General features: G+C 58.8%; 1 protein-coding gene and 2 pseudogenes. All 3 read left to right on the top strand.

The window, feature by feature from the left end; translation table 11 throughout:
* Positions 1-2,036 (top strand): hypothetical protein (locus A5906_RS31495; protein ID WP_430642430.1); only part of this gene is annotated, 2,036 nt, incomplete at its 5' end.
* 302 nt (positions 2,037-2,338) lie between these two features.
* A pseudogene (nolL, locus tag A5906_RS46245) lies at positions 2,339-3,246 on the top strand (nodulation factor fucose acetyltransferase NolL); the annotation flags it as partial.
* 63 nt (positions 3,247-3,309) lie between these two features.
* Positions 3,310-3,863, top strand: a pseudogene (locus A5906_RS31485) (transposase); the annotation flags it as partial.

The raw sequence follows: 3,863 nt of genomic DNA, 5'->3' as shown, positions 1-3,863 counted from the left end.
GCGGTTCGATGCGCCTGCCGCCGCACTCCGCTTTTAGGGAGAGTGAGCTGGGCGACACGCGCCGGAGCGTAGACATTCCGAGCGTCCTGCTGCCCGCTTCGGCGCAAGTGCCGCAGCGCTTGCGAGATGATCTGTTCAGCAGCGCGCGCTACAGCTTTCCGGACGCAGCGTCCGCCGCGTCGGCCAACAGCGGAAAAAGCGGCGGATTATGGTCACGCTTCAAGTCAGGGATCGGCAAGGCTTTCGGCGGGAGCAGCAACGAAAAGTCCTCGCGCAATGCGGGACAGGGGGATGCCTTTTCCACAAATTTTCGCATTGACTATGCTAGGCAGCCGGGCCGGACGCGCGGGGCGCCTGTCCCTGAGGCCGACGAGGTGCTGATAAAAGATTTCAGAGAGAACGCGGCGGGTAACCCCACCGACGGCACGATCAAGAATGCAGCAGCCGATTTGCGCTATTTGAGCGCGCGCCTGAGCACGGCCGGCAGGCCCTCGATTGCGGATCGAATTGGCCGGGAATTGGAAAACGCGCAGCAGGACCATCCGGAGGTGGCAAACCGTCAGCTGGAAGCTGAGCTGGATGCGGATGTGGACACCTACGCAAAGGATCGCAGCAGACGCATCAAGGCGGCCTTGAAGAAGTTGCGTGACTTCCGTGCCGGCAAGGTCCTGGTGGCCGATCTCCGCCGACTGGCTCCTCACGGCGCGGATGCAGCCCTCATCGACATGTGGTCGGCGGCGGAAAAGGCGACGCGCAGCATTGAGCCGGAGACGATCGATAGGCAAGCTCGCCGCATGTCTAGGCTGAGTGAGTGGCTGCAGAAGCATGATCGGCCGCCAATGGCTGGCCGACTTTCCACCCCCGGGCTTGACCGGGATGTCGAGGAGTACAGGCGCGAAACCAAGGACAGCAAGATCAAACCTGATCTGGTCAGACTTGGCCGGTACGAACAAATCCTAGAGGCGAACAGGAGCCTTGGATTGCCGCCTCCTCAAAATCCGGCCCAGCCTTTTTACGAAGCTGCTCGACAGACGCGCTCACTGCAAGAGCCTCCAGCAACGCCAGCTACCCCGAGCGCCGGAGCATGGGATTGGCTTGGCGAGCAGATCCACGGGCCCACCATATTGACGCCAGCGCCACCCCGCAATTGGCAGGCCGGGTCGTCGCAGCAGCTTCCCGCAGCGCCGCCTACGCCGAGCGCGGGAGCATGGGACTGGCTTGGCGAGCCAATCCACGAACCCGCCTCCCAGGCGGCAGCGCCGCACTGGGCCGCGCAAGCTCATCCGCCGCAGGAGCTTCCTGCTACTCCGGCCACTCCGAGCCAGGGAGCCTGGGTTTGGCTTGGACAACAGATACACGAACCCGCATCGCCATCTTCCGTTAGACCCACATCGTCAAACCTCTACCATGGTCTTGACTCCTTTGTTGATCTGGATCCACCCACACTCCATCATTTGCGTGACGATGCGCGCTCTGCGCCAGCGCCGGAAATCGCAGCCGCCTCGTCGTTTGCAGAACCGCCGGGCGCGGGACCGGAGCTGCGCGATATTGGAGCGATCGTTGGCGGCGACTGGCGCCACGGCTCCCAGGCCGCTTCAGACGTATTGATCGATGTGTTGAGCAATATCAATCTGCTGCCGAGCCAGTTCGGGCCAAGTCAGTTTGCGATCAATGGGGAGCGCTATTCCGCGACGTTCGGACCAGGAGGCCGCATGGATGTTCGCCTGATCCATCATCCGCGAGCTGGTGGAGCAAATGAAGCTGGCCCATCCCAGCCCCTCCATCGTCCCCCGCAGATCGTCAGGGCTGCGCGAACTGAGGAAGGTGCAGTCGATCTTGGGTATTTGATTCGGGGCGGATGGGAGCACCGGGAGCGATTCCTGCCGCCCTACCTGGTCCGCGTCCTAGAAGGTGAGCACATCATGCCCGAGCCTGGGCGCCCAACATATTTCGAAATCCGCGGGGTGCCTTACAGGGGCGAGTTGGAGGACAGCGAGGGCCGCCAGCGCGTACGCATTTATCCTGAACGTGGCTGAAGAGGCAGCAGGGCCCTGCAAACACCTGGTCCGCTCGCGAGCAGAGTGCAAGGTCACGCTGGACCCGGGAGGCCGATAAAGCGGGCATGGTGCAACAAAAATCGATAAACCATCGTATAGCCCGTTTCCCCTGTCCCTTCGGCCTTTATCGCACAGTCAGCAATTGAAGGTAGACTCTCGATGTCAATTGTCTGCGCTGTCATCGGCTAGCTCGATTTCCATGCAAACAGACTAGGCAACAGCGAGGTTGGGTGTTGGCAAACCTCAGCTATGTATTGGGCTAGTTGGATAAGTGTGCCGAGATGTTGATACATCATGTAACAGGAACGGTTGTGCCTGAGACAGCGTACGATCGCGATCTCGCTTTGGACTTCACCAAAGGAGTGCTCATCATTTTAGTGGTCGTCGGTCACCTGATCCAATATATCCTCTACCAAAATCAAGGGTTTTGGGATTCGGCGTGCTTCAAATGGATCTACATGTTCCACATGCCCCTCTTTATGGCGATAAGCGGTTATCTTTCTTGCCGAGCGCTATTGGTAAAGTCGTTCACGCAAGCTATCGCGATCGTGCGATGCAGCTCCTGGTGCCGATGCTGTTTTGGTGTTCTCTTCTGGAGTCATTGAAGTTTATCGTGTTTCCCCGATCGACGGGCGCACCAGACACCGCTTTGCAATTCTTGAATGAGTTGGTTGGCACATACTGGTTCGTCTGGGCCGCGTTCATTTGTTTTTGTTTTCGCTAAAACTATTTCGATCTTCAATCATTGGTCGTGCTGGGCTTTGTTCGTATCCGTCATTCTGGTCGTGCCGGCGCCTCTGACTTTTTCCATATTCCCTCTCATAAAGTATGTGTACCCGTTTTTTTGCCTCGGATTTTATTTGCGCAGTCGAGAGAACGGTGGACGAGCATAATTTGCTCTCACAGGCAGTTCTTGATTATGTCTGCCTCAATAGCGGCGTGCTTTCTGGCCTGGCGCAACGACGCTTATGTCTACAACAATCTCGCTTTGGTCCAGGATTTGCAGTCGGCAAAAAATGTGCTTCTGATGTTTCTCGGCTCCGCAGCTGCCTCAGTGGTAATGATTGAGGTCCTGCTTCGATGCTGGAGTATTGGTCACTCAAATCGGGTGGTCCGCTTTATCGCCGCGAAATTGGGGCCGAGCACGCTCGTGCTGTACTTGATTCAGGGTACGGTATTCCGTCTCATGTGACCTGCCACTGAGCATTTCCTCCAGAAAGAGTTAGAGTCCGGCCCGAAGAAGGACGGACAGATGAAGCGAGCACGGTTCACGGAAGAGCAGATTATTGCGGTGCTGAAGGAGCATGAGGCCGGGGCGAAGACGGCCGAGCTGGCTCGCAAGCACGGGATCTCCGAGGCGACAATCTACAATTGGAAGGCCAAATTCGGCGGCATGGACGTTTCCGAGGCGAAGCGGTTGAGGGCCCTGGAGGAGGAGAACGGGAAGCTGAAGAAGCTTCTGGCCGAGCAGATGCTCGATGCAGCCGCACTTCGCGAGCTCCTTTCAAAAAAATGGTAGGGCCCGCCGCCAAGCGCGCTGCTGTCGCGCATCTGCAGGCCGTTATGAGCCTGTCGGAACGGCGGGCCTGCTCGATCGTGGGTTCGGATCGGAAGATGATCCGCTATCGCTCCAGCCGCCCACCGGACGCAGTTCTGCGTAGCCGATTGCGCGATCTCGCCAACGAGCGGCGGCGTTTCGGATATCGCCGCCTGTTCGTCCTGCTGCGGCGGGAGGGCGAGCCATCGGGGATCAACCGGATCTACCGGCTTTATCGCGAGGAAGGGCTCACCGTCCGCAAGCGGCGG

The sequence above is a fragment of the Bradyrhizobium sacchari genome, assembly GCF_002068095.1.
Classification (GTDB): domain Bacteria; phylum Pseudomonadota; class Alphaproteobacteria; order Rhizobiales; family Xanthobacteraceae; genus Bradyrhizobium; species Bradyrhizobium sacchari.
The sequence above is the reverse complement of the archived record's forward strand: the minus strand, read 5'-3'. Positions and strand labels throughout refer to the sequence as shown.